Source organism: Aquimarina acroporae (assembly GCF_023195925.1).
GTDB lineage: Bacteria > Bacteroidota > Bacteroidia > Flavobacteriales > Flavobacteriaceae > Aquimarina > Aquimarina acroporae.
In genome coordinates, this window is record NZ_JALPRE010000001.1 from 749745 (window position 1) to 774817 (window position 25073).

The 25073-nt window shown below is 33.5% G+C and carries 27 protein-coding genes; 10 read left to right on the forward strand and 17 right to left on the reverse strand.

Annotation, left to right across the window (positions count from 1 at the left end):
- Positions 1-2: 2 nt before the first annotated feature.
- The gene (locus M0D21_RS03745) at positions 3-482 is read right to left on the reverse strand and encodes a DUF6495 family protein (protein ID WP_248327049.1); all 480 of its coding nucleotides are present in this window, start codon (positions 480-482) and stop codon (positions 3-5) included.
- Between the two features lie 130 nt (positions 483-612).
- On the opposite strand from M0D21_RS03745, the gene M0D21_RS03750 reads away from it, so the two are divergent.
- Complete coding sequence (locus tag M0D21_RS03750) at positions 613-1917, forward strand: M20/M25/M40 family metallo-hydrolase (RefSeq protein WP_248327051.1); 1305 nt, start codon at positions 613-615, stop codon at positions 1915-1917.
- A 56-nt stretch (positions 1918-1973) separates the two neighbouring features.
- On the opposite strand, the gene M0D21_RS03755 is transcribed toward M0D21_RS03750, so the two are convergent.
- The 4 genes from M0D21_RS03755 to rpsF form a co-directional block, all read right to left on the reverse strand.
- Positions 1974-5201, reverse strand: coding sequence for a TonB-dependent receptor (locus M0D21_RS03755; protein ID WP_248327053.1), 3228 nt, complete (start codon positions 5199-5201; stop codon positions 1974-1976).
- A 108-nt stretch (positions 5202-5309) separates the two neighbouring features.
- Positions 5310-5762: a 50S ribosomal protein L9 gene (rplI, locus tag M0D21_RS03760; RefSeq protein ID WP_248327055.1), complete on the reverse strand. Its 453-nt coding sequence runs from the start codon at positions 5760-5762 to the stop codon at positions 5310-5312.
- Positions 5763-5778: 16 nt separating this feature from the next.
- A complete protein-coding gene (gene rpsR, locus M0D21_RS03765) occupies positions 5779-6078 on the reverse strand; it encodes a 30S ribosomal protein S18 (RefSeq protein ID WP_201918229.1) in 300 nt (99 codons plus the stop codon).
- On the reverse strand, positions 6078-6416 hold the full coding sequence (gene rpsF / locus M0D21_RS03770) for a 30S ribosomal protein S6 (RefSeq protein WP_248327057.1): 339 nt from the start codon (positions 6414-6416) through the stop codon (positions 6078-6080). Before rpsF ends, rpsR begins: the two co-directional genes overlap by 1 nt.
- A 165-nt stretch (positions 6417-6581) precedes the next feature.
- Between rpsF and M0D21_RS03775 the strand changes: the two genes are divergently transcribed.
- Positions 6582-7295 carry a LytR/AlgR family response regulator transcription factor gene (locus M0D21_RS03775; RefSeq protein WP_248327059.1) on the forward strand — a complete coding sequence of 238 codons (714 nt, stop codon included), beginning with the start codon at positions 6582-6584 and terminating at the stop codon, positions 7293-7295.
- 52 nt (positions 7296-7347) lie between these two features.
- On the opposite strand, the gene priA is transcribed toward M0D21_RS03775, so the two are convergent.
- From priA to nadC, 7 genes are all read right to left on the reverse strand, one after another.
- Complete coding sequence (gene priA / locus M0D21_RS03780) at positions 7348-9798, reverse strand: replication restart helicase PriA (protein WP_248327061.1); 2451 nt, start codon at positions 9796-9798, stop codon at positions 7348-7350.
- Between the two features lie 123 nt (positions 9799-9921).
- A complete protein-coding gene (locus tag M0D21_RS03785) occupies positions 9922-10488 on the reverse strand; it encodes a chalcone isomerase family protein (RefSeq protein ID WP_248327062.1) in 567 nt (188 codons plus the stop codon).
- Between the two features lie 115 nt (positions 10489-10603).
- Positions 10604-11032, reverse strand: coding sequence for a DUF2147 domain-containing protein (locus M0D21_RS03790; RefSeq protein WP_248327064.1), 429 nt, complete (start codon positions 11030-11032; stop codon positions 10604-10606).
- A 109-nt stretch (positions 11033-11141) separates the two neighbouring features.
- Positions 11142-11705: a chalcone isomerase family protein gene (locus tag M0D21_RS03795; protein WP_248327066.1), complete on the reverse strand. Its 564-nt coding sequence runs from the start codon at positions 11703-11705 to the stop codon at positions 11142-11144.
- A 148-nt stretch (positions 11706-11853) separates the two neighbouring features.
- Positions 11854-12414: a chalcone isomerase family protein gene (locus M0D21_RS03800; protein ID WP_248327068.1), complete on the reverse strand. Its 561-nt coding sequence runs from the start codon at positions 12412-12414 to the stop codon at positions 11854-11856.
- 29 nt (positions 12415-12443) lie between these two features.
- Positions 12444-13361 carry a YihY/virulence factor BrkB family protein gene (locus M0D21_RS03805; protein WP_248327070.1) on the reverse strand — a complete coding sequence of 306 codons (918 nt, stop codon included), beginning with the start codon at positions 13359-13361 and terminating at the stop codon, positions 12444-12446.
- A gap of 3 nt (positions 13362-13364) precedes the next feature.
- Entirely contained in the window at positions 13365-14222 is an 858-nt protein-coding gene (gene nadC / locus M0D21_RS03810; protein ID WP_248327072.1) for a carboxylating nicotinate-nucleotide diphosphorylase, read from the reverse strand.
- 49 nt (positions 14223-14271) lie between these two features.
- Here nadC and rlmH point away from each other — a divergent pair, with 49 nt between their 5' ends.
- From rlmH to M0D21_RS03840, 6 genes are all read left to right on the forward strand, one after another.
- Positions 14272-14745, forward strand: a complete 474-nt coding sequence (gene rlmH, locus M0D21_RS03815; RefSeq protein WP_248327074.1) for a 23S rRNA (pseudouridine(1915)-N(3))-methyltransferase RlmH — start codon at positions 14272-14274, stop codon at positions 14743-14745.
- A gap of 60 nt (positions 14746-14805) precedes the next feature.
- Complete coding sequence (locus tag M0D21_RS03820; RefSeq protein ID WP_248327076.1) at positions 14806-15714, forward strand: geranylgeranylglycerol-phosphate geranylgeranyltransferase; 909 nt, start codon at positions 14806-14808, stop codon at positions 15712-15714.
- A gap of 3 nt (positions 15715-15717) precedes the next feature.
- A complete protein-coding gene (locus tag M0D21_RS03825; RefSeq protein ID WP_248327078.1) occupies positions 15718-16305 on the forward strand; it encodes a Maf family nucleotide pyrophosphatase in 588 nt (195 codons plus the stop codon).
- Between the two features lie 117 nt (positions 16306-16422).
- Positions 16423-17355 (forward strand): septum formation inhibitor Maf, encoded by a 933-nt coding sequence (locus M0D21_RS03830; RefSeq protein ID WP_248327080.1) that lies wholly within the window; start codon positions 16423-16425, stop codon positions 17353-17355.
- 29 nt (positions 17356-17384) lie between these two features.
- Positions 17385-17672: a 4a-hydroxytetrahydrobiopterin dehydratase gene (locus M0D21_RS03835; protein WP_248327082.1), complete on the forward strand. Its 288-nt coding sequence runs from the start codon at positions 17385-17387 to the stop codon at positions 17670-17672.
- A gap of 109 nt (positions 17673-17781) precedes the next feature.
- A complete protein-coding gene (locus M0D21_RS03840) occupies positions 17782-18504 on the forward strand; it encodes a YebC/PmpR family DNA-binding transcriptional regulator (protein WP_248327084.1) in 723 nt (240 codons plus the stop codon).
- Between the two features lie 108 nt (positions 18505-18612).
- Here the strand turns inward: M0D21_RS03840 and M0D21_RS03845 are convergent, their stop codons facing one another.
- The 3 genes from M0D21_RS03845 to M0D21_RS03855 all read right to left on the reverse strand — a co-directional run bounded on the left by M0D21_RS03845 (position 18613) and on the right by M0D21_RS03855 (position 20823).
- Positions 18613-19341, reverse strand: a complete 729-nt coding sequence (locus tag M0D21_RS03845; protein ID WP_248327086.1) for a cysteine hydrolase — start codon at positions 19339-19341, stop codon at positions 18613-18615.
- A gap of 202 nt (positions 19342-19543) precedes the next feature.
- A complete protein-coding gene (locus tag M0D21_RS03850) occupies positions 19544-20383 on the reverse strand; it encodes a helix-turn-helix domain-containing protein (protein WP_248327088.1) in 840 nt (279 codons plus the stop codon).
- A 53-nt stretch (positions 20384-20436) separates the two neighbouring features.
- The gene (locus tag M0D21_RS03855; protein WP_248327090.1) at positions 20437-20823 is read right to left on the reverse strand and encodes a DUF983 domain-containing protein; all 387 of its coding nucleotides are present in this window, start codon (positions 20821-20823) and stop codon (positions 20437-20439) included.
- A 137-nt stretch (positions 20824-20960) separates the two neighbouring features.
- On the opposite strand from M0D21_RS03855, the gene M0D21_RS03860 reads away from it, so the two are divergent.
- Positions 20961-21842 (forward strand): helix-turn-helix domain-containing protein, encoded by an 882-nt coding sequence (locus tag M0D21_RS03860; protein ID WP_248327092.1) that lies wholly within the window; start codon positions 20961-20963, stop codon positions 21840-21842.
- Positions 21843-21993: 151 nt separating this feature from the next.
- Positions 21994-22497, forward strand: coding sequence for a hypothetical protein (locus M0D21_RS03865; RefSeq protein WP_248327095.1), 504 nt, complete (start codon positions 21994-21996; stop codon positions 22495-22497).
- On the opposite strand, the gene M0D21_RS03870 is transcribed toward M0D21_RS03865, so the two are convergent.
- Together M0D21_RS03870 and kdsB are read right to left on the reverse strand one after the other, a co-directional pair.
- Positions 22494-23048 carry a 1-acyl-sn-glycerol-3-phosphate acyltransferase gene (locus M0D21_RS03870; RefSeq protein ID WP_248327097.1) on the reverse strand — a complete coding sequence of 185 codons (555 nt, stop codon included), beginning with the start codon at positions 23046-23048 and terminating at the stop codon, positions 22494-22496. The genes M0D21_RS03865 and M0D21_RS03870 overlap by 4 nt on opposite strands.
- A 23-nt stretch (positions 23049-23071) precedes the next feature.
- The gene (gene kdsB / locus M0D21_RS23095; protein ID WP_394802433.1) at positions 23072-24919 is read right to left on the reverse strand and encodes a 3-deoxy-manno-octulosonate cytidylyltransferase; all 1848 of its coding nucleotides are present in this window, start codon (positions 24917-24919) and stop codon (positions 23072-23074) included.
- Positions 24920-25073: the final 154 nt, after the last annotated feature.

Genomic DNA, 25073 nt, shown 5'->3' on the forward strand with positions numbered 1-25073 from the left:
GTTTAACCCTGGGCTTCTATTAATTGTTTAAAAAAATGAAACAATTCACCTTTGGTAATAGCTGAACCTTGTTGGATTAATTTGAATTTGTCGACGTTGTGATCATCTCCGTAGGCTTTTGTAGCATTATAAAAAACCACCTCATCGTTTAATAAGTTTTCTCTTAACCAATTATACCCTTCTGGAGTAGTAACATCTATAGCATCATTATTAATTTTAATAGCTATTAGACGCATATGCTCTTCTTGTAATTCGAACAAATGAATCTGATTTTTTGAGAAATGTTCAAGATACTGTGCACCGGTCAACACCTTTTCCCATACCAAATCACTAAAAATATCTATTTCTTCTTCAGCCACTTCAGGTTTATTAGCTTTAATATCGCCCCACTCTTCTGCAGTTATAGATTGAGTCGCCAAAAAATTGATAAATTCTACATGTAACTCTTCTAATTGCTCTTTACTTAGTCTTTGGTATTTCATGCCTCAAAAAATTGATTGCAAAAATAACTATTATTGGTGATTTATTATCATTGAAGGATTACTTATTACACAAAAAATCAAAACGCTATAAAGTCATTATCTTTATGGCATTACACAAATGTCTAACCCTATGAAAAGCTCATTAATTCTTACTCTTTACGCTCTCTTATTCTTATTCATTATTCCACAGACCATGAGTTCACAAAAACTATCAAAAACAGAACAAAGCATCATTCAAACCGTAACTAACAATCATCAGGAAGCACTACGGTTTCTGGAAAAAACAGTTAATATGAATAGCGGGACCATGAATCAAGAAGGTGTAAGAGCTGTTGGAATGGTTTTTAAAGAACAGCTTGAAGCTCTCCAATTTGACACCAAGTGGGTTGAAATGCCCAAAGAGATGCATCGAGCCGGACATCTATTTGCAGAACAACAAGGACAAAAAGGAAAGAAAATTTTACTCATCGGTCATTTAGATACCGTATTTGAAGAGGATAGTCCCTTTCAACAATATAACGTCGAAGGTAATATCGCGTATGGTCCGGGGGTAAATGATATGAAAGGAGGTAATGTTATTGTTTTATATGCACTTAAAGCGCTTTATGAAAATGGTCTGCTAGAAGATGCTCAAATTATAGTTGCATTCACTGGAGATGAAGAAAGTACAGGAAAACCTTTGAGTATAAGCCGAAAAGATCTTATTGACGCGGCAAAAAAAAGTGAGATTGGATTAGGCTTTGAAACTTCTACCGGCTTTAACTATGCCACTGTAGCAAGAAGAGGTTCTTCTGGTTGGGAACTGCGCGTTACTGGAAAAAGAGCACATTCTTCAGGAATTTTTAATGAACAAATAGGTGCTGGAGCTATTTTTGAAACATCTCGAATTTTAAACTCTTTTTATGAAGACGTAAAAGGTGAACAGTACCTTACATTTAATCCAGGAGTAATACTTGGCGGAACAGATATCGAATTTGACAAAGCGGAAAGTGAAGGTAAAGCCTTTGGAAAAAGCAACGTTGTGGCACAGGAAGTTCTCGTGAAAGGAGGATTACGATTTATTTCAGAAGAACAAAAAGAAAATGCATGGGTAAAAATGAAAGAAATCGTTTCTCAAAACTTACCTCATACTTCGGCTAAAATAGCTTTTACAGATAGTTACCCAGCTATGCAACCTACTCAAGGTAATCTAAAATTACTAGAACTATTAAATGAAGTTAGTCGAGACCTTGGACAAGGGGAGGTCGAAGCTTATGACCCTGGAAAACGAGGAGCCGCAGACACTTCCTTTGTTGCAGATTATGTCGATTGTTTAGATGGACTCGGAACTATGGGAAATGGCGCTCATACCACAAAAGAGTCTCTCGATTTAACCACTTTTGAAGCACTTACGAAAAGAACAGCTTTATTAATCTATAGGCTTATTCATCAATAAAAACAAAAAAGGCTTTACCTTGAGTAAAGCCTTTTCATAACACTTATTTATAAAAATTAATTGAAAATATACCTTAAACCAACTTGAGCCTGCCATCTGGATTCTAAACTGAAATCGTTTGCAAAAGTTCTGGTTTGAGAGGTGTCAAAAGTATACACTGGTGTTCCTGTATTATCGACACTAACTCCAATAGGCTGATCGTTAACAGGAATCTCTATAACCCCCCAGTCTGAATTCAATAGGTTTCCAAAATTCAAAATATCAAGACTTAATTGAATCGTATTCGTTCTCTCTCCTATTTGAATATCATAATCTTGTAATAATTTCACATCCCATCTTCCTCTCCATGGACTCAGTATGGCATATTTCTCAGCATAACTCCCTCTTCTTTCTCGTAAGTAATCATCCTGCTGAATATATGCCTCGAGTGCTGTTCTTTGTGCTTCTCTGGCATTGAAATCTGCTCCTGTGAAGTTGTAGGTAGCCAACTCATCTGTAGTTGGAATATAAATTAAGTCATTCAACGGTGAACCATCTCCATTAATATCTCCAGAATAGGTGTATGAGAACCTTCCGCCTTGAGCATACTCATAAAAAGCACCTATAGAAGTCCTCCATTGTTTATTCTGCCCGTAACTAAACGTCTTATTAATTTGCCCTACAATTCTATGCTTATCACCATATCTTGCTGTTGTACTTACTGCTTGATTTACATTACCCAATGCAGGGTTTCTGTCGAAAGCATCACTAGAAATCTCTGCATCTAAAGAACTTGCGTCTTCGGCTTCAAGAAAATTATAAGCAATACTAACAAACAGACCATTGTTAAAATTCTTCTGTAGCTTAAATGACCAGTTAAAAGAATATCCAACGTTTGTATTGGTAAATACATATGCGTTGGTAGGACCACCAAATTCATTTAACGCTCTATCAGAAAGCTGATATACAGGTCTATTATCTACACCATTAAGTGCGCCTGTTGGTACACCTAAACCATAGTTCCTTACCATTTGCGCATTCACATCTTCTGTATAGATCAAATCAGTTGTAGCAACGATTCCATTTTTAAATCGATAATCAAGTCCTAAACTATTTCTCCATACTTGTGGAAATCTAAAATCTGGAGCAGAAGTTGTATAGAAAAAGAAGTTCGGATTAGCCACCTGGTTCCCAATCCACACAAAAGGAAGACGACCAGTAAAAATTCCTGTACCTCCACGAATCTGAAACGAATTATCTCCTTTAACATCATAATTAAACCCAAACCTAGGAGACACCAAAAGTCTTCTTGTAGGCAAGTCTAAACTATTTAACTGGGTAGGGGTTCCATTTTCATCAAAATAAGTTATTCCTGGCTGGTAATTACCATCTGGAAATGTTCCTCCTGCAGCACGTTCTATATTTTCTGCAATTTTATCTTCGGTATCAAAATATAGCGGTTGATCGATTCTAAGTCCGTAAGTAAGAGTCAATTTATCACTCACTTTCCACTTATCCTGGGCATATATAGCAAACTGTCCGACGTTTGTTTCGGCCAAAGCCCAATTATCTGAAGCATTATTAGCATTAAATACATTTTGAGCATTGGCAAGTGCCGCTGCTATCGTTCCATTATTTATAGCTTCTTCAAAACTAGCTCCTGGGTTTAAAGGATCAGTACGAACACTTTGGAATGCATCAAAAAATGTACTTACTGGTCCAAGACCATTATCAGTATCTCCAGGAAAATCATAGACCCCCAGGTTAAAAGAATTATCAAATTCAAATCTTTCAAAAGTACCTCCAAAAGTAAGGGTATGATCCCCAGTTACAATATTTAAATTATTGGTAACCTGAAAGACCTTTTGCTCTAAACGGTTATTGATTGAAAACGGTTCATGACCTGCTACTATATATCGAACTCCCTCTTGCTGAATATTGATTGGAGGTGCTGGTGCAGAAAAAGGATCTCTACTATCATCAAAAAAGGTATACCCTGCTTGAAATTTATTGGAAATATTTCCATTAGATCCAAAACTAGAGTTCAATTCAAGCAAAAAGGAACTAATTTTATTATTAATTCTATACCCTGAATTTCTAAACTGCAACGTTGTTAAATCCGGCCCTCTTCGCCCAATAGCTTCTGGGTTGGCAGGAAGATCTCTTGATGCATCTAAGAAGTTATAAATTAATGCTAATCTATGTTTATCATTAATATTCCAATCTAGTTTTAAAATTCCTTTGGTAGATTCTGTATCGTGCGTATATCCTTCATAAGGTCCCGTTTGATACCCTAATGTGGCAAGTTGCTGAGAAACAAAATCAAGATCTTCTGCGGTAACACGAGATACATTAGCACCAGTCACTCCTGGTCTAGATGCTAAAAAATTTGAGCCCAAGTCTTCACGATCATCTTTTTCAAAATTTCCAAAAATGAACAATTTATTCTTGATTATTGGCCCACCAATGCTTACCCCGTACTGCGCCTGAGTAAGATCTGGAACTATAATATCATCATCTCCTACCTTATCTCCAGTCATATCCTGATTACGATAAAAACCGTAAACTGTACCTTTCCATTGGTTGGTTCCACTTTTGGTTACAGCATTAACAGATGCACCGGTAAATCCTGCTTGAGTTACATCATAAGGTGCTGTAGACACTTGAATCTGATCAATTGCGTCTAAAGAAATAGGTTGAGCATTGGTTTGACCTCCTGGTGTAGCAGCATCCAATCCGAATGGGTTATTAAAAATAGAACCATCTAAACTAAAATTATTAAACTGATCATTTCTTCCCCCAAAAGAACCGTTACTAGATGCAGTTGGTTCTAACCTATAAAAATCTGCAGCAGAACGCGTGATTGTTGGCAATGATTTTAACTCTCTATTCCCAATACTTGTTTCTGCTCCTGTTCGCTCACTACTAAACGTGTTACTTTTATTAGATGTGATTACTACCTCTTCTAGTTGATTATCATCTTCAACCATAACAATGTCTGCATTGTAGGTTTGTCCCAGCTGTAAAAACACGTTATCGATTAGTTGTTTTTTAAACCCTACATAACTAATAGTGATTCGGTACGGCCCTCCCACTCTTAGGTTAATCAAGTCGAATCTACCGTCAAAATTTGTAACTCCTCCATAACTAGTTCCGGTTGGTCCATGAACTGCTGTTATGTTTGCACCAGGTAACAGTTGATTGGCATTGTCATAAACAACACCCGATATATTGGAGGTAGTTACCTGTGCGTTACCTATAAATCCAACTATCGCAATGAATACAAGTAATAGAGTTTTTCTCATAGAAAGCTATCTAATTTTAATTGATGATTAATTTATCATAAAATTAAAATAAAAAGATCGCTCAAATGAGCGATCTTTTATATACTTATAAAGAGTTATTAACTTCTATTACTTAGGCTGTGCTACGATTTCAAAAGCAACAGGTGTAATTACTTCTCTGTGAAGACGAACAGAAGCTTCATACTGACCTAAACGCTTTATTGTTCCTCCAGGTACAGTGATAAATTTCTTTTCTAACTCTACTCCTTCTTTTGCAAAAGCCTCAGAAACGTCTGCATTAGAGACAGAACCGAATAATTTATCTCCAGTTCCAACTTTTGCAGCTATTTTGATTTCTAAACCACCAAGTTGTTTAGCTAATTTTTGAGCATCTTCAATTTCTTTCTTTTCTTTGAAAGATCTTTGCTTTAAAGTTTCTGCAAGCACCTTCTTTGCAGATGGAGTTGCTAAAACAGCTAATCCTTGAGGGATTAAATAGTTACGACCGTAACCATTCTTCACTTCTACTACATCGTCTGCGAATCCTAGATTCTCAACGTCTTTCTTTAATATAAGTTCCATGATGTTACGACGAATTTTATTTTAATAAATCACCAACGTATGGCATCAATGCTAAGTGTCTAGCTCTTTTTACAGCAACACTTACTTTACGTTGATATTTTAATGAAGTTCCTGTTAAACGACGAGGTAATAATTTACCTTGCTCATTTACGAATGCCATTAAGAAATCAGGATCTTTATAATCGATATATTTGATACCTGACTTTTTGAAACGACAATACTTCTTATTTTTTGTAGTATCTATATTAAGTGGAGTAAGATATCTGATCTCTCCATCTTTTTTTCCTTTAGCTTGTTGTTCTATAGATGACATAATTAAGCTTTTTGTTTGTTTCTATTTCTTCTCTTCTCTGCCCAAGCAATTGCATGCTTATCTAGCTTTACAGTAAGATAACGCATTACTCGCTCGTCTCTTCTAAACTCAACTTCTAAAGCGTTGATTACTTCACCTGGTACCTGGTACTCAAATAAGTGATAAAAACCACTTTTCTTGTGTTGGATTGCATAGGCAAGCTTCTTAAGCCCCCAATCCTCTTTTGATATCATCTTGGCACCGTTAGAAACAAGAATGTCTTCGTATTTCTTAACTGTTTCCTTTATCTGATCATCAGATAAAACGGGATTCAAGATGAAAACAGTTTCGTATTGATTCATAAAAATCTAAGTTAAAAATTAAAATTGGCTGCAAAAGTAAGACTATTTTTCCGATTTTCAAACTAAAATACCACTTCGATGAAACACTGTTTTTATCGATAAAAAGCGTAAAATGTTTGGGGAAATAATATATATTCATTAATATTGTATTGGAATATATAACCTATGCAAGTGGAACAATCACAATTAAAATGTGCGGTAGTAGATGATTCCCGCCTCCAAAGACTAGCCATCGTCAAACTCATAGACGAACATTCTTCACTAGAACTAGTGGCAGAATGGAACAATGCTATTGAAACCAAAAATGGTTTGCTTGACACTCCTGTGGATTTATTATTCCTGGATATTGAGATGCCAATTCTTACCGGTTTTGACTTGTTGGATGATTTAGAAAACAAACCTCATATCATCTTTGTTACCGGTAAAACCAAATATGCTTTCAAAGCATTCGATTATGATGCAGTAGATTACTTGAGAAAACCAATCAAAAAAGATCGTTTTAATGCCGCCGTTGATAAAGCGTTAAGCATGTCAAGACTTAATTCTGAACATGCAGCTGTGGAAGATGATGATTACATTTTTGTAAAGAGTAACCTTAAAAAGCGTAAAATATTTTTGAATCAGCTAAAATATGTTGAAGCCTTAGGTGATTATGTAAAATTAATCATGGAAGAAGGTGATCCTATAGTAGTATTAGCTACGATGAAATCTTTTGAAGCACAATTACCAAGTGATCGATTCTTAAGAATTCATAAATCATATATTGTAAATCTTGATAAGGTTGAGCGATACAACAGTAGAAATATTGAAATCGCAGATGAAAAAATCCCGCTTAGTCGTCATAAAAAGCATTCTCTTATTGAAGCCTTAAACAGCTAAAAAAAGAACACATACTATATACTTTAAAAATCCTGCTTTAACGCAGGATTTTTTAGTAATTATCAACATTGATAATGATTCGTACTCCCGAAAATTCTTTGATACTACTAAAAGTAGTATGTATTTTAAGAATTACTTCTTTTGTCTTTTGCAATGATTGACCTTGAGGGATCTTTATAAGAATATTCTTATGGTACTGGTTTCTTATTCTTGAAATAGGCGGAAACTCTGGCCCCAAAACATGTTCTTTAAACACATTCCTCAAAGATTTTGCCAGCCACCCAGAAGCGTTATTAACCTTATTATAATCCTTATGTTTTGCGGTTAATTTAATCAACCTATAAAATGGTGGATATTTGTACTGATGCCTTTCTTCTATTTGATCCTTAAACATTCCCGAAAAATCATTCACCGACACCTGTTGAAGGATTTGATGAAAAGGGTTATAAGTCTGCACCAGTACTTTACCTCTCTTTTTTGTTCTTCCCGCACGACCAGCAACCTGCTGTATTAATTGAAAACTACGTTCATGTGCCCTAAAATCTGGGAAATTCAACAAATTATCAGCATTCATAACCCCAACAAGACTTACTTTTCTGAAATCTAGCCCTTTGGACAACATTTGGGTTCCTACCATAATATCAACCTCACCTTGTTCAAATCGATGTATTATTTTTTCGTAACCATGCTTACCACGCGTTGTATCCTGATCCATTCTTGCTATTTGATGATCAGGGAACAACTCTATAAGTTCTTTTTCGATTTGTTCGGTTCCAAAACCTTTTGTAGACAGTTCGGTACTTTCACAAGCCATACACTTTTGTGGCATCGCAATATGATACCCACAATAATGACAACGTAGTTGATTTCTATAACTATGGAAGGTCAAACTCACATCACAGTTTGGGCATTGGGGAGAATGACCACAGGTATTACACTCTATCACCGGAGAATACCCTCTTCTATTTTGAAAAAGAATGACCTGCTCTTCCTGTTTTAAAGCATCTCGAATAGCTTCTAGGAGTGTATCACTGAAATGCCCTGTCATTTCCTTCTTTTTATACTTGGTCTTAATATCTACCAGATTAATTTCTGGCATTAGCACATTACCATATCGTCGGGTAAGATTAACCAAACCATATTTATTTTGGATGGCATTATAATAGGTTTCTAAAGAAGGAGTAGCCGAACCAAGTAAGACCTTTGCTTTGAACATTCTGGCCAAAACGATGGCTGCATCTCTTGCATGATATCTAGGTGCTGGATCATATTGTTTAAAGCTACTTTCATGTTCTTCATCAACAATTACTAGTCCCAAATCTGTAAACGGAAGAAAAATAGCCGATCTAGCACCAATTACAATTTGTGCTTTTGACTTATTCTCCTTGATATTATTCCAGGCTTCTACACGCTCGTGCACAGAATATTTTGAGTGATATACTGTAAGCTTCTCTCCAAAATACATTTGCAGTCTACCTATAAGTTGTGTCGTAAGTGCTATCTCAGGAAGTAAATACAAAACTTGCTTTCCTTCATCAAGTGTTTTATTGATAAGTTGTGTATACACCTCTGTCTTTCCAGAAGAAGTCACGCCATGCAATAAACACACTTCTTTTTCTTTAAAACTAGTTACTATACCATGTAAAGCTTCTTGTTGGTATTCATTAAGCTGTTTAACGTCTTTACCTTCTCCTTCATAATTAACACGATCTATTTGTAGATGATATTCTTCTAAAATATTCTTACCTATTAAAGACTTTATAACAGCCGAAGACACATTAGACGCATTTGCAAGTTCACTTACCTTTACAGGTTTTGTGTTTTGAGCTTGTAAAGTAAATAAATGCATAAGCACCTCTCTTTGTTTTGGTGCCCTGGTCATACTATCCAAAAGTGTTCTCAACGTTTCTTCTCCAGCATAAGAAGTATGAAGCTTAACATATCGCACCAACTTTGGTTTGTATTGCTCATAGATTTCTTCATGAAGACTTATTACATTTTTCTCGATTAATCGTTTAATAATAGGGAGTACGTTTTTCTTCCCCACAATATTCATAACCTCTTGTACTCTTAATATGCTTTGATATTGAAGTGCTTCATAAACCAAAAAATCATCATCCTTCAGCATAGTTTCATCTACAACTACATTATCTTTCCTACTAATAATGGTTTCACTTTCTAGCAAAAAGGCACTGGGTAACGCTGCACGCATAACCTCTCCTTTTGCACACATATAGTATTTAGAAATCCATGTCCAAAATTCTAGTTGATGTATAGTTACTATTGGAGTTTCATCAAGAATGTGCTCTATTTCTTTTGGTTCATAAACCGCAGGTGGATTTTGATGTACTTTAGTGACCAAAGCCGCATATACCTTAGATTTTCCAAACTGAACTGCAACTCGCATTCCTGGTTTTATAAAACCTGCCTCATTAGCTGTTATACTATACGTAAACTCTTTACTGAGCGGGATTGGGAGGATTACATCTATAAAATATGACATTAATATTGCTAATGAAATGCTATAAAGTTGCGTTTATCAAACAAAAATACAAGTTTACTGCATAGTATCTAATAAAAAAACCCAATACATGATGTATTGGGCTTTTAATATATGGGGTAAAAATTATTCGCTTATTCCTAGCATTCCTCCCTTAATGATTTGACAAGCCGGTTCATGTCCTAACCAGATTTTAAATAAAGCATATTTAAAATCTCTACCTTTAATAAAACCAAGCTCTTTACCATTTTTAAAAGTTTTAATTCCTTTTCCTTTTAAATATACCAAATCATAGTAGTCATTAATTTTCATAGGAGAATCAAAAAGCTTTAAAAAATCTTCAATTCTTGCATCTAAACTTTGAGTATTACCATACATAGCATCATCAAAACCTTTTCTGAAGACTTTAATCATTCTTTCATTAGTCACTTTCTTTGAAGCAATATTAAGTCTAATAGCCATAGTTTCATCTGAATCTAAAACCTTTTTATCCTCATTATACTTTTGCTTGGTATATAAAGCTCCCGCATATGTTTTGAAAGACAATACTTTTCTCATTGCTCCACCATTGAAGGTTAACTCTTCTTCTCCGAAGGTTAATTTCTCAGGAACAACAATATCATCTATTCTTATTTGTCCGATAGCAGATATGCTAAATGCAATCAAAAATGTTAGGGTAATTATTCTGTTCATAGTTTTGTTATTTATAGATTACCTAGGTTTAGTTCTATAATTTTCGAAAAACTAACAGAAGTAAAATGTTAAATTTTACTAAACGTCCTAAAAAAGATACTAATTAGTGATCACTCTATATGCGTATCCACTGTTGGGTTCTATAAAGAAATGCTATATATCCTCTTACATTTAAAACTTTTGGATCATCTTCATCAACCCAAATTTTACAACGATATACTTTTCCATTTTCTGGGTCTAAAATGGTTCCGTCTTCATATTCATCACCATCTTTTTTAAGGTTTTTCATAATCACCAACCCTTCAATAGGTTTATTATAATCCTCTCCTTTACATTCTGTACAAAGATTTCCTCTTTCAGATTCGGTAAGTATTCGATCTATTTTACCATAAACCTTATCTCCCTTTTTATATATCTCGACTATAGACCTTTCTTTACCTGTATTATCATCAATGGTTTTCCATTTACCCAATATTTGTTCTTGGGCAGAGATTGTTCCTGATATTAATATTAGGACAACAATAAAAAAATTAGTTAACCGCATAGTGTATTTCTTTTTTTAAGTTCATTTATAAATTCTAATGTAAACAAAAAGCTACCTTTAAGGAAGATAGCTTTTTGTTTACATATATCTTATGTAGTATAATTTACTATTATCGAAGACCGAGCATTCCTTTCTTCACCGCTTCACTGGCAGGTTCTTCTCCTAACCATATTTTGAATAAAGCGTATTTAAAATCTCTTCCTTCTATAACACCAAGTTCTTTATTGTTTTTGTAGGCTTTAACTCCTACTCCTTTTACATAAACAAGGTCAAAAACGTCTTTCTTTACGATAGGTTCTGAAAAAAACTTGATAAATTTTGTAATTCTATCATCGAGACTTTTAGTATTTCCGAACGTTGCTTTATTAAAACCATCCTTTACAGCTTTAATCATCTTCTTTTGCGTCACAAAACCTGAAACTATATCTAATTTAATAGCCATAGTTTCATCAGCATCCAAAACTTCTTTTGGATCATTGCTGCGTTTTTGTAAGTAAAGAGCTCCTTCATACAGATCTACCCATAACATTTGTCTAGTACCATAGCCATTGATCTTCAAAGTAACTCCTCCAAACTCTTGTTCTATAGGTAAAATGGTCTTTCCTGCTTTTATTTGAGCAAAAGCAGAAGACATAGAGCACAACGCTACCAGTATTAAGGTAATTTTCTTCATTTTTAATTAAGGTTTATTTGGGGTGTGTTAATATTTAACTCTCTTTGTTCCAGCAGGCTAATATATAACAATTTATTATGCACGCACAATATTTTGACGAATGTTTACCTAAAATTACTAAAAAAATACAATAATATCTCGTTGATTTTTAATTACCTAACATTCCTTTTTTCAAGCCCTTATCAGCTGGTTTATCTCCTAACCAGATATTAAAAAGTGCTTTTTTAAAATCTAGACCGGTAACATGTCCTTTTTCTTTACCATCCTTATAAATTACACTTCCTTTTCCTTTTTCGTAGACAATGTCATAAACCTGTCCCACTTCTATTTCATCTTTAATAAAGCCGATAAACTTTTCTACTCTATCTTTTATAGGTCCAACATTACCATTGGTAGCTTTATCAAAACCATCTCTAAGTGCACCGGCCATTTTACTTCTAGACATCATGCTAGACTCGATATGCAATTCTATTGCCATTGTTTCGTCTGCATTTGCAATCGCACTTGCTTTATTGCTTTTCTTTTTAAGGTATAAAGCTCCTGCATAGATATCAAAAAAGAACTTCGTTCTAATTCCTCCTCCATTAAAAACTAGGCTTTCCCCATTAAATGTTACTTTTTCTGGAAGAGAAGATTCCCCTATTTTTATTTGGGCATTTGCCGATAAAACAAGTAAAAAGGTTAAAAACAATAGACTAAATTTCTTCATTTTATTAATTTGAGTTATGTGTTAATTATTTATGTATTAAAATTTTTCTTCAATTGAATTAATGATGCATTCAATTCAAAGCCCAATAGCAACAAATTAGCATTGAGCCAGATATACAGCATTAAAATTAGCATGGCACCTATTGATCCATATAATTGATTATAATTTGAAAAGTTATCTATATAAATTCCAAACAAATACGTAGTAATTATGATCAAAAAGGTGGTCATAAAAGCTCCTGGTGAAAAGAACCTATTTTGTTTTCCTTCTGAGGTGCCAAAATAAAACAATGTTGCAATGATTACAAATATCATAAAAACAAATAATGCATATTTACCCACAGTAAGCCAAAAAACAGTGTCATCAACCATTCCTATTTTATTCAAATTATCTACCAAATATGTAAAATAAATAGTACCTATAATGGTGATTAACAATAACGATGCCACAATTATTGACACCCCCAAGGCTACCACATATTGTTTAATAAAGTTGCGATTTAAGGTCACATGATAAGAATATTCAAATCCTGAAAAAACAGCATTTATTCCATTAGTCATCAAAAAAATAGACAATAAAAAAACAGTAGATAGCAACCCCCCTCTAGGATTTGAAGCGATATCATCAAAAATGACTTTAAAAAAATCTGATGACTGTTTAGGCAAAGCTTCATTAATAAACTCAAAAAAATTCTCTTGATTGATCGGTAGATATGGTATGAGGTTTAAAAGAAATAACAAAAAGGGAAATAGAGAAAGAAAAAAACTCCATGAAATAGAACTAGCCCTAGCCGAAAAAGTTCCTTTTATAATCCCTATACTATATATTTCTATTAAATCATAAACAGACAAACCTTCAAAACCAGGAAGAACAAGTTTTTTCCCAAATTTAACCAATAGGTTAATTACAGGAATTTTATTAAGCTTATCTTCAATGTTTTTAGACATATTCTACATTGCTTTCAAACTCAAATCAAGATTATATACCGAGTGTGTCAAAGCCCCACTACTTATATAATCCACACCACATTCTGCATATTTACGAACGGTTTTTTCATTGATACCTCCACTAGATTCTGTCAAGCAGGTATTCCCAATAAGACTAACAGCTTTTTTGGTATCTTCGTAATTAAAGTTATCAATCAAAATTCTGTAAACACCAGGAGTTTTAAGAATCTCTTCGATTTCATTCAAATCTCTGGCTTCAACTATAATTTTAAGGTCTAATCCCTGATCGTCAAGGTATTTTTTAGTCATTTCTATTGCCTGGGTGATACCACCAGCAAAATCAATATGATTATCTTTCAGCATTACCATATCATATAATGCAAAACGATGATTCTCTCCTCCTCCTATTTTTACAGCCCATTTTTCTAAAGCTCTTATTCCCGGAGTCGTTTTACGAGTGTCTAAAATTCGTGTACCAGTTCCTTCTAGTAATTCTACGAAGTAATTGGTTTTAGTAGCTATTGCACTCATTCGCTGCATTGCATTAAGCACTAATCGCTCTGCCTTTAGAATAGATTGAGAGCTTCCGGAAACATAGAAGGCTTCATCTCCATACTTCACTTTGGAACCATCTTCAATTTTTACATCAATCTCCATTTCGGGATCGACATAAGCAAATACTCTTTTTGCAAAATCCACACCAGCCAAAATACCTTCATCTTTTACTAATAGTTTTGCTTTTCCTGTTGCTGTTTTGGGTATACAGGCCAAAGAACTATGGTCTCCGTCCCCAACATCTTCTCTAATAGCATTTGAGATTATTAAATCAACTTCTTTATTGAACTGCTCTTCGCTAATCATATTATATGGTTATTTTTGCTAATGTAGCAAAGTAAATGATAATTGTAAAATGACCATAAAATTACTTGCCGTTGGCAAAACTGACAACAAACAACTTAACGAGCTTATAAACATCTATATCAACAGATTAAAACATTATGTAAAATTCGATTTTGAAATCATCGTAGACATAAAAAATGCTAAAAATCTGAGTGAAACTCAACAAAAAGACAAAGAAGGAAAGCTTATACTCAATAAATTACAGACCACAGATTTTGTAATATTATTAGATGAAAACGGAAAGCAATATAGCTCTGTTGGGTTTTCAGAATTACTTCAAAAACAAATGAATAGTGGTGTTAAAAGATTAGTCTTTATTATTGGTGGTCCGTATGGTTTTAGTCAAGAAATCTATCAAAGATCTAATAGTAAACTATCTCTATCTAAAATGACTTTTTCGCACCAAATGATTCGTTTGTTCTTTGTTGAACAATTATATCGAGGGTTCACTATTTTGAAAAACGAACCATATCATCATCGATAACATTGACAGAAAACTATAATGGATTAATTATTACATTTGCTGACCAAATAACCATTTACAATGATCCTATCCTTTCTGAAGCTTATAAAATTTGACAATCTTATCGTAATTGCTCTGGCCCAACTTTGCGTAAAATATGGTCTTTTCGAGCCGTTTGGTATTGCAATTACCTTAAACGGTCTAGGTATCGCTTTACTTACCTTAGCAACTGTTTCAATAGCAGCGGCGGGGAATATCATATTAGAAATTTACGATCAGGACACTTCTAGCACAAAAGGAAGATTACTTTATGACCATATTTCTGAAAAGTCAGCCAATATCTGGTTTATCCTTTTTAATTGTATTGGAGTACTTATTGGATTTTATTTGGCTAATATGATAGGAAGACCAGGGTTTGTGGCGCTATTCATTATAACTTCTGGTATGTTTTATATTTACGCAACGTATTTGAAGGAAATTTTGGTAGTAAAAAATCTTAGTATAGCGCTTCTTGTTTCCTTGAGTATATTGGTAGTTGGATTGTTTGATCTTTTACCTGCGATTACCGAAAAAAACAAAGCGTCTCAAACCGTTATTTTTTCTATCATTTTTGACTACTCTATTTTTGCTTTTACCATCATTATACTAAGAGAAATTATCAAAGATTGTTTACGAATAGATAAAGATCATAATTTAAGTATCAATACGATTCCTATAACCCTTGGAAAAGACAGGACCATTAAATTGGTAGGTGCTTTGACTATAATTCCCATAGCACTTGTTTTGTATTATATCTATAGTTATCTATTCTCAAACAGTACAGCAGTACTATTATTCCTTACAGGAATTGTAGCTCCTCTTATCTATTTCATCATCAAATGTTTTACTTTTGATACCGACAAAGATTTAAAGATATTGAAAGGTATTTTAAAAATCGTTTTGATAATTTCTTCTTTATCTCTACTCGTTTATCAATATATTTTGATGTAAATCATGCTCAAAGATCTTCTTAAAAAACATCGATTAATACTAGCCTCTGGCTCACCCAGAAGGCAACAATTTTTCAAAGATTTAGAACTCGATTTTGTTATTCAACTTAAAGAAGTAGAAGAAATATATCCCGAACATCTTAAGGCAGAAGAAATTTCAGATTACTTGGCAAAGTTAAAAGCTCAAGCTTTTACTGAGCTATCTCCTTATGATATTTTAGTTACCAGCGATACTATCGTTTGGCATAAAGGTAAGGCCCTGGGAAAACCTAAAAACTTAGAAGAAGCCTCCAAAATCATTCATTCTTTATCTGATGATACTCATGAAGTAATTACCTCGGTTTGCTTTAAAACTATCGATACTATTAAAGTCGTTCACCATGCAACCAAAGTTACTTTCAAACCTCTTTCTACTGCAGAAATTGAGCACTACGTTCACACTTATAAGCCTTTGGATAAAGCTGGAGCTTACGGTATACAGGAATGGATTGGTCATATTGGAATATTACATATTGAAGGTAGTTACTTCAACGTAATGGGACTACCTACACATCTTGTTTATGAAACGTTAATTGAACTTGCCACATCCTAGCTTTATTGTAATTTGCACAGAAACAGGCCAAAAGAGTCCTTTCATAACCACTTCTTCAAACCACGTAAGAATTGGGTTATATAACGACTATTCTATCATAATTTTAAACTTGATAAGATGAAGAAAACAATAGTATCATTTTTAATACTCATCGCTTTGGTAATTATTGCTTGTAGTAATATTGCTACCGATACTTCAGCAAACACTGAAACCAATCAAAACATGACTGTTGATGCACCAACAAAAGCATTAACAGAGGAATTTAAAAAATATTGGTACGCTGGTGAAGCAGAAATCACCTCATACAAACTTGAACAAGCACGATATGGTGAAATGAGAAATGGAACAGCGGTACTTATTTATGTCACAGAAGATTTCCTTCCTAAAATACAAGTAAAAGCAGATCAACAATCTGCTAAAAACATACCGGTACTCAAGTTAAATGCAACCAAAAAATTTAATACCGGTATTTACCCTTATTCGATCATGCAAAGTACTTTTTATCCTGTAAGCGACAATAAACATGCTATCAAAGTTTCTAGTTCTATGCAGGAATGGTGTGGTCATGTTTATGCACAGCTTAATAATAAGGAAAGTTTTGACATTATGTCTCATTCTTATTTTCAGGGAGAAGCAGATCAAAATTTTAGTATCGATAAAAACATACTCGAGAACGAATTATGGACCAAGATTAGGATCCATCCTGAAGATTTACCTACCGGGAACCTTAAAATTATACCTTCATTTGAATACACAAGATTAAGACATAAGGAAATTAAAGCATACAACGCAAAAGTGACATTAGAAAAGAAAGATAATCTCAACACCTATACAATTACATACCCTTCATTAAACAGAAGTCTTAGCATCATTTTTAACACTAGTTTTCCTTATGAAATTGAGGAATGGACCGAAACATTTAAAAGCGGTTTTGGACCAAATGCAAAAGAATTGACTACCAAGGCAACAAAAATAAAAAGTATCAAATCTGCTTATTGGGGTAAAAACAGTAATAAAGACGAAATTCTTAGAGAAGAACTCGGATTATAAAAATTTATAAAATCAATATAGTAACCAACATGAAAAAACTTTCAGAATCTGAAATACAAGAAAAACTAAAAACTGTCGATGGATGGGAATATCATGAGAATGCTCTTCATACTACATTCGAATTCAATGATTTTAAAGATGCGTTTTCGGTTATGACTCGTATTGCATTTGAGGCAGAGATACAACAACACCATCCAGACTGGTCCAATGTCTATAATAAACTACAAATAAGTCTTTCTACTCACGATGCAGGTGGAATTACGGAAAACGATTTCAAGCTAGCCAAAACTATTGACCAAATTATCGAAGGAGATTAGAAAAATAGGTCAAATTTATTCACTACTTATTAGATTGATATTGCACAAACATTTGTCAAAAACTTGGTTTCTACTTATGTTTGTAATCAACAGATTTTAATATTTACATATGGGAAGAGCTTTTGAATTTAGAAAAGCACGTAAAATGAAACGTTGGTCTGCAATGGCCAAAGCGTTTACAAGAATAGGTAAAGACATTGTCATGGCCGTTAAGGAAGGTGGTCCTGACCCAGATTCTAATTCTCGTTTGAGGGCAGTAATACAGAATGCTAAATCTGTTAATATGCCTAAGGATAATATCGAAAGAGCTATCAAAAGAGCTTCAGACAAAAGTCAGGGCGATTATAAAGAAGTACTTTTCGAAGGTTATGCTCCTCATGGCATTGCTATTTTAGTTGAAACTGCAACAGATAATAACAATCGTACTGTAGCCAATATTAGATCATATTTCAACAAATGTGACGGAAACCTTGGGACCTCCGGTTCGGTAGAGTTTATGTTTGATCACACTTGTAATTTTAGAATTAACGGGGAGGGAATAGATCCCGAAGAACTGGAACTGGAATTTATAGATTTCGGAGCCGAAGAAGTCTTTCAAGATGACGATGGAATATTAATATACGCGCCATTTGGAAGTTTTGGAACCATACAGAAAGAACTTGAAAGTCGTGAGATAGAAATATTATCTTCAGGGTTTGAACGTATTCCCCAAGTCACAAAAAAACTAACTCCAGAACAGGCGGCAGATGTAGAAAAGCTATTAGAAAAAATTGAAGAAGATGATGATGTACAAAATGTATATCATACCATGCAAGAGGATTCTGCAGAATAAAACAATCAGTGTTTTTTATTTAATACAAAAAGGAGCTATTTTGCATATAGCTCCTTTTCTATTAATCACAAAAACCAACCAATACTCACAAAAAATCACTCTTGAGACTTATTTTTTGTGCGCTTTTATTTTGGTTACAATTTCTTTGGTATCATAAACGTGACTAGCTATCATTTTGAAATTAACCACCGAAGCTTCGTAAGCATTTAACCCAGGTAAAATAGCTCCTGCGGTAGCATCTTTTACCACGGCAACCCTAAATCCAGATTCTACTAAATCTCTCATATGAGATTCTGTACACAGGTTAGATGACATTCCTGCAAGAATTATGTTTTCAACACCATGTTTACGTAACTGTAATGCAAGATCATTAGACTCAGGACCATATACTTTATGGGGATTAGTAATTATTACATTATCTTCCTCAATATATTTTTTGTATCTATCTAACCAATCTGCTCCCGAACCCTCAAAACCATCTGTTCTTAAGGTATGGGTTCTATCAAACATATTTATTTTATGCATCAGAGCTTCTAGCGCTCCTTCTATTTTCCAATTATGATCATGCTTATAATAGTAATGAGGAGAAACAAATACCATCATTCCTTTCTCTTTTGCTACCTTAAATAGCTTTTCCAAATTCTCTACCGTATGATTAGCTGTGACACTCTCGCCTACCACTCCCCAAGTAACCCCATCTGGACTTAGAAAATCATTTTGTGGATCCGTTATCACAATAGCTGTTCTAGAATCAACCTCAAAACCAGGATCTGGTAACTGTGCATAAGCTGTAAATACATTTACGACCATAATGGTCATTATTATCATTTTTTTCATAGTTCTATGTTTTTATTTTTTTATGAAGAGAAACTTTTTCTCATTCGGCATTATTTAATCAAACAATGCAATACATTTTGATAATCATTTATTGATTACCCTACAAAGATCCTAAGTAGCTCGTATGATGAGGTAGGCAACTATTCCCTAATAGTTGGCAATTTTTCTCAACGCTTAGAGAGAACACAAAACCAAAAGTATATTAGATTATGGCTGAAGTCAGGAGGTTTTTTTTATATTCTGACGGAGAGACTCCTTCATGCTTTTTAAAAAACCTGCTAAAAGTTTGCAGGTCTTCATAACCGGTTTCGTAAGCTATTTCCTTAACAGATTTATCTGTATTAAGCAATTGTCGACGTGCTTCCAATAAAATTCGTTGTTGTATATAAAATAATGGCGATTTAAAACCAGATCTTGCAAAAATATTGGATAAGGTCTTGGGAGATTTGTTTAATAAACTAGCATATTCTTTTACAGTATGCTTATTTCTAAAATGTTGTTCTATCAAAAAATTATACTCACGTATCAAATTGATTTCTTGCTTCTCATTTGGATACTGTTTTTCTTGAGCGTACAACCTCACACATAAGATTAGAAAACGTTTTAGCATTACCTGAAGTGACTCCTTCTGCAGCTTGTCTCTAGAGTTAATTTCTAAAACAAACATTTCCCATACCGTATCAAACTTATGAAGTTCTTCTCTAGAGATCGACACTATAGGTAATTGCGTTGCTCCAAAAAACAAAACTCCTTTGCAGCCAACATCACTATCGTTATCCAAAATGCAATAAAAAGAACGATTAAATCTTAACATTCTAACCTTATCTATTTTGATAGGTTTTAGATGATGAAACTCTGTTAAAAAAACAATTTGATCTTTTTTGAAAGCCACTTCTTGTCCATCTATATTTAATATATTTTCATCAGACTTTGACCAAAGAACGGTAAGTGCACTTTTTTCAACCTGTTTTAGCACTTCGCAAGTGGTAATATTTATAGTCTCTAAATAAATGAACTCTTCTGAAATACCTGTGAACTTCATGCTACCCAATTTTCTTTCATGCCTAGTTGATTATATAGCAATTCGCAGTCATATTAAACAGACTCTTTTTTTCTGTAATTCATAAAAAAATTAATCCAAATATTCCTAGCCAAGCGTATAATAACAGGCAAAGAAACAACCATAACGATCACAATAATAACATAAGTTGTGATAAGATCTAAACCAAAAACCAAATGTGATAATAAAAAAGCTGTTGCGGCAAAAATTATTCCAACTGGATAACTCACATACATAGCTCCATAAAAAAATGAAGGTTCGATCTTGTATTTCGTATTACAAGATTGACAGCGCTCATTCATTTCGAACAGCTTTGAAATTACATAAGGATTTACCTCCTTATACATGCTTTCATTTTGACAAACAGGACAACTTCCTCCCAAAATACTATTCAGTTTTGTTCCTTTTAAAAAGTTTTTCATATTCTATTTTTATAATTAACATCGCATAAGCCAAAAAAACAATGGAATATCAGTTGGTTTATCTGAGTATAAAATTAACATTTATCGTTTTTTTAAAATAATAGTATTAACTCAGGAATTTGTACTTTTAGGACATTATGAAAGCCAACCAGACTGTTCCTATACTAAAAATCGAACAATTCGATCATAAAATATCAACTCATGATTTTTATAGCAACACCTTTGAAAATCATATAGAAAGAAATGGTCGTATTATCAACAAACCACATAGTCATAATTTTTTTCTTTGTGTATTCTTTATAGAAGGTAGTGGTGTGCACGAGATAGATTTTAACACTTACAACATTCAACCCGGTAGCGTGTTTTTTTTAAAACCTGGTCAAACTCATTTTTGGAATTTTAACACCTCTCCTAAAGGCTATATTTTTTTTCACACACAAGAATTTTACGAGTTTAATTTTGTCAATTCCAGCTTATCTCAATTCCCATTTTATTTTTCGATCGAAAATCCGTCCATTTTAAACCTTAGTGATGCTAAGATTTCTCATTTTAAGTATTTATTTCAACAAATTAATCAAGAGCATCATAGAGATGAAATATATAAATACCAGAAGTTGACTAGTCTAATCGATCATCTTTATATAGATCTAACGCGTTATTACACCGCTTCTGTACCAATAATCAAAAAAACATCAAAAACATATTTAAAAATCTTAGAAAATTTTCTTACTGCAGTTGAAGAGCATTTTAAAACGGAAAAATCTGTTCAATTTTATTCAGACAAATTGAATATCACCTCTAAACATCTAAACAGAGTTGTCAAGACAACTATTAGTAAAACCAGTAGCGACGTTATTAAAGAACGTGTTTTACTTGAAGCCAAACGAATGTTAGTACACAGTACTAGTTCCTTAAGCTCTATTTCTGAACTTCTGGGATTTGAAGAGTATTCTTATTTTTCAAAGATCTTTAAAGCAAATACGGGCTGTACTCCTTTTGATTTTAGGAAAAAGTACTAAAACTTGGTTACCCAAAATTGTTAGATTTTACACATAACCCACTATCCTATTGTACACCTCATCCTATAATTAAAATAAGAATTACTTAAGATGATTTTTTATTTTTTGTTATGTTTAGTCATGATATTCGACTACTATTAAAACCTTCAATATGAAAAAATTACTCACTCTCGCCCTAATCTTAGCAGGAATGAATTGCTCTTTTTCTCAAAACATGAATAACCAAACTCTTGGGGAGCTAATCACAAAAAATGCAGATACTATAGGAGGAATTCCTGGTAATTGGAAATTTATTTATAAAGAAATTCCGATGCTGTGCGTTACAGATGAGGCAAATAACAGAATGAGAATTATTTCCCCTATTACCGAATCAAAAAATCTTGATAAAGATCTATTATTAGATGCAATGACCGCTAATTTCCACTCTGCTTTAGATGTAAAATACGCCATCTCTAATGGAATTCTTTGGTCAGCCTACATACACCCTTTAAAAGAGTTATCTAATGAGCAATTAGAAAATGCTATTACTCAGGTTTATTTTGCTGCAAGAACATTTGGAACCACCTTTAGCAGTACAGAATTAATTTTTGGTGGGGGAAATGTAAAGGAAAAACAAAAAGAAAAAATTGAAGAACAAAAAATTCACAAATTTTAATCTACATTAAAACTATACTTTGGAACTTTTCCTTTTACACCTTTAAAAAAATTGTACATAAACTTCATATCTTTTTCTATATCACCTGTAACATAGAAAGGTTCTGAAATTACATTTTGTTTTTTTCCAAAGTCAAAAGTTACCATAATAATAGGCACTTGCGCCGCTTTGGCGATATGATAGAACCCTGTCTTCCATTCTTTTACCTTTTTTCGGGTTCCTTCTGGAGCGATAGCCACTCGAAGTTCATCTCTTTTTTTAAAAAGTTCGGCTATTGCCTCTACCTTATTCTGCCCTGGGGTTCTATCTAAAGGTATACCTCCTACTTTTTTCAAATACCATCCCTGCGGCCATCTAAATAACTCTTTTTTGCCCAAAAAACTTATTTTTAGATTTGCCAATTGTCTTATAAGAAGACCAATATAAAAATCATGCCAACTAGTATGTGGTACAACAACTATTAAGCACTTTTTAATAGTATCTCCCTTAAAATCTCCTATAAGTTTCCAACCTAAGATTTTATGATAAATAAAAGAAGAAAAACGTTTCATATTCAATGATATTGAAAAAATATCTATAATGAACGATAAATCTCTTTTAATTTATCAGCATTAATTTTGGATTTCCAATCTGAACCTAAAGCATTTTCCCATAAAGGCTCTAATCCCAAAGCCACAGAAGTCATTATATCTAGTTGTTCTTCTGTAACATTTGCACAAACACCTTGAGGTAGATCGATATTATGATATTCTTTCATTTTCTTGAATACAGCGACGCCATCTGGATAATATTCACCTAATTTATCAAAAACAATGCAGTTTCCAACACCATGCTTAGTACCTAATACATACGCCAATCCATAACTCATTGCATGGGCTACCCCCACTTGAGAGTAAGCGATACTCATCCCTCCATGCCAAGAGGCCATCATTAACTTAGCATCTGCTTCCTCTTTACTCAACGTATTCTTAAGAAATATTTCTTCACAAAGATCTAATGCTTTTTCACCATAACTCTGACTGAAAGCATTGAGGTATGTTCCTTTTAAAGATTCAATACAGTGAATATAACAATCCATGCCTGTATAAAACCATTGGTTTTTAGGTACATCCTTTATTAATTCGGGATCAAGAATTACTTGATCAAAAGGAGTAAAATCTGAATTGATTCCAAGTTTACGTTCAGGTCCTGTTAAAACAGTAGTCCTTGAAACTTCAGCTCCAGTACCTGATATGGTTGGAACCCCAACATGAAACAATGCTTTATTTTTAACCAAGTCCCATCCTTGATAATCTTCTGCACTACCTGGGTTGGTAAACATAATTGCCACAGCCTTTGATAAATCTAGAATAGATCCACCTCCAATACCAATAATTCCACTTGGGGCATATTCATACTTACTTTTTATATCTGCAACAATCTTATCTACTTGGGAGGTTTTAGGTTCTTCTTTGGTCGATATATATACAATTTCATCTGCAGATGCCAGAGGTATTCTTTCTTCAATAAAAGCAGTATTACTTTCAAAAACATCATCGATAAGATATATGAAGGGGGCAACACCTTTTCTTTCGCATGATATAATATCACCTATTTGATTAAACGCTCCCTTACCAAAAACCACTTTTGGGACCATTGGAAAGTTCCTGTGATTTGAAGTATACACTTCGGAAGCAGCAGCCATAAACTTAGTACTCAAAATCTCTTCTTTGTTAATTAATTTCTTTGCTCTTTCTAAATCTTCAGGGGTATCTATTTCGACACCTTCATGGTGCGTCTCAACCATTTTAATATTTTTACCATATTCTAAATATCGGATACATTCTATTTTTTCAGAAGCTTCCAACTTTTTCATGGGTAGACGATAAAAATCTAAAATGGCTTGTTTTCTAAAGGCGTAAACACCTTTATGTTTATGGTATGTGTAGTTTATTTCTTTATCTCGAGGGTATGGTATAGGTGCACGTGAAAAATACAAAGCATAGTTATTTTCATCGACTATAACCTTAACACTATTAGGATTCATAATATCATCCCAATCGTCAATAGGAGTCATTAAACTCGCGAGATCAATCTTGTCTGAATCGTCCTCATAAAATACGTCTAGAACTTTTTCTAAACTCTCACGATCAGTAAATGGTTCGTCTCCTTGTACGTTTACCACTATATCTACATCCATGTCTTCAACGGCTTCAGCAATTCTATCACTTCCACAACTATGCTCCTTTTTACTCATAATAGCTTTACCGCCATGAGTAGATATTTCGTTAAAGATTATCTCGCTATCGGTAACAACATATACTGCTTCAAAAAGTCCTGAATTCACAGTGGCTTCATATGTTCTCCGTATCACACTTTTTCCGCCTAAATCCTGCATAAGCTTACCAGGAAATCTGGTAGCAGCATACCGCGCAGGAATCATTGCGATAGTTTTTAGAGTATTTCTGTTCAAAATTTTGTTGCTTTTCTGAAGTTGCAAAAATAACTTTTTTTAATCAATTTTCTGAATTATAGGTTTATTTAGTTTCTTCAAGAAATCTTAAATTAATCTTAAATACAAGATTACAAAGCACTTA

Bases quoted from the DNA above. Each gene is read 5' to 3' on its own strand.
- priA (WP_248327061.1), bottom strand. From the start codon at position 9,798: ATGTCATATTTTATAGATGTAATCCTCCCAATCCCGCTCAGTAAAGAG.
- kdsB (WP_394802433.1), bottom strand. From the start codon at position 24,919: ATGATTCCTGCGCGGTATGCTGCTACCAGATTTCCTGGTAAGCTTATG.
- M0D21_RS03750 (WP_248327051.1), top strand. From the start codon at position 613: ATGAAAAGCTCATTAATTCTTACTCTTTACGCTCTCTTATTCTTATTC.
- M0D21_RS03785 (WP_248327062.1), bottom strand. From the start codon at position 10,488: ATGAACAGAATAATTACCCTAACATTTTTGATTGCATTTAGCATATCT.
- M0D21_RS03795 (WP_248327066.1), bottom strand. From the start codon at position 11,705: ATGAAGAAAATTACCTTAATACTGGTAGCGTTGTGCTCTATGTCTTCT.
- M0D21_RS03865 (WP_248327095.1), top strand. From the start codon at position 21,994: ATGAAAAAATTACTCACTCTCGCCCTAATCTTAGCAGGAATGAATTGC.
- M0D21_RS03870 (WP_248327097.1), bottom strand. From the start codon at position 23,048: ATGAAACGTTTTTCTTCTTTTATTTATCATAAAATCTTAGGTTGGAAA.
- M0D21_RS03860 (WP_248327092.1), top strand. From the start codon at position 20,961: ATGAAAGCCAACCAGACTGTTCCTATACTAAAAATCGAACAATTCGAT.
- M0D21_RS03855 (WP_248327090.1), bottom strand. From the start codon at position 20,823: ATGAAAAACTTTTTAAAAGGAACAAAACTGAATAGTATTTTGGGAGGA.
- M0D21_RS03825 (WP_248327078.1), top strand. From the start codon at position 15,718: ATGCTCAAAGATCTTCTTAAAAAACATCGATTAATACTAGCCTCTGGC.
- M0D21_RS03850 (WP_248327088.1), bottom strand. From the start codon at position 20,383: ATGAAGTTCACAGGTATTTCAGAAGAGTTCATTTATTTAGAGACTATA.
- M0D21_RS03805 (WP_248327070.1), bottom strand. From the start codon at position 13,361: ATGTCTAAAAACATTGAAGATAAGCTTAATAAAATTCCTGTAATTAAC.
- rlmH (WP_248327074.1), top strand. From the start codon at position 14,272: ATGACCATAAAATTACTTGCCGTTGGCAAAACTGACAACAAACAACTT.
- M0D21_RS03845 (WP_248327086.1), bottom strand. From the start codon at position 19,341: ATGAAAAAAATGATAATAATGACCATTATGGTCGTAAATGTATTTACA.
- rplI (WP_248327055.1), bottom strand. From the start codon at position 5,762: ATGGAACTTATATTAAAGAAAGACGTTGAGAATCTAGGATTCGCAGAC.
- M0D21_RS03835 (WP_248327082.1), top strand. From the start codon at position 17,385: ATGAAAAAACTTTCAGAATCTGAAATACAAGAAAAACTAAAAACTGTC.
- M0D21_RS03755 (WP_248327053.1), bottom strand. From the start codon at position 5,201: ATGAGAAAAACTCTATTACTTGTATTCATTGCGATAGTTGGATTTATA.
- M0D21_RS03840 (WP_248327084.1), top strand. From the start codon at position 17,782: ATGGGAAGAGCTTTTGAATTTAGAAAAGCACGTAAAATGAAACGTTGG.
- M0D21_RS03820 (WP_248327076.1), top strand. From the start codon at position 14,806: ATGATCCTATCCTTTCTGAAGCTTATAAAATTTGACAATCTTATCGTA.
- M0D21_RS03745 (WP_248327049.1), bottom strand. From the start codon at position 482: ATGAAATACCAAAGACTAAGTAAAGAGCAATTAGAAGAGTTACATGTA.
- rpsF (WP_248327057.1), bottom strand. From the start codon at position 6,416: ATGAATCAATACGAAACTGTTTTCATCTTGAATCCCGTTTTATCTGAT.
- M0D21_RS03775 (WP_248327059.1), top strand. From the start codon at position 6,582: ATGCAAGTGGAACAATCACAATTAAAATGTGCGGTAGTAGATGATTCC.
- M0D21_RS03790 (WP_248327064.1), bottom strand. From the start codon at position 11,032: ATGCGGTTAACTAATTTTTTTATTGTTGTCCTAATATTAATATCAGGA.
- M0D21_RS03800 (WP_248327068.1), bottom strand. From the start codon at position 12,414: ATGAAGAAATTTAGTCTATTGTTTTTAACCTTTTTACTTGTTTTATCG.
- nadC (WP_248327072.1), bottom strand. From the start codon at position 14,222: ATGATTAGCGAAGAGCAGTTCAATAAAGAAGTTGATTTAATAATCTCA.
- M0D21_RS03830 (WP_248327080.1), top strand. From the start codon at position 16,423: ATGAAGAAAACAATAGTATCATTTTTAATACTCATCGCTTTGGTAATT.